A 252-nucleotide genomic window follows, 5' to 3' on the forward strand; every position below is an offset into this window, starting at 1 on the left:
GCGAACCAGAAAGCGCTGCTGCGCCTGGTGGCTTACTACCTCACCGAGGTCAAACACAAGAGCGGCCAGCCGCTCAACCCGGTGGCCCGCTTCCACCTGGGGACTGGCGCCAGCCTGCACCGCCTCAACTGGCCCGCCGACACGTCCCCCAAAGGGTGGCAGCAGGCCCATGGGGTGATGGTCAATTACCTCTACCAGCTCAATCGCATCGAGCAGAACCACGAAGCCTTCAGCCAACAGCAGAGCGTGGTA

General features: G+C 63.5%; 1 protein-coding gene. It reads left to right on the plus strand.

Going from position 1 to position 252, the window contains the following annotated elements; translation table 11 throughout:
- A partial coding sequence (locus Q5762_RS39125) for a malonyl-CoA decarboxylase domain-containing protein (protein ID WP_315897080.1) occupies window positions 1-252 on the plus strand: 252 nt, incomplete at both ends.

It is taken from the genome of Streptomyces sp. P9(2023), from assembly GCF_032436795.1.
Classification (GTDB): domain Bacteria; phylum Actinomycetota; class Actinomycetes; order Streptomycetales; family Streptomycetaceae; genus Streptomyces.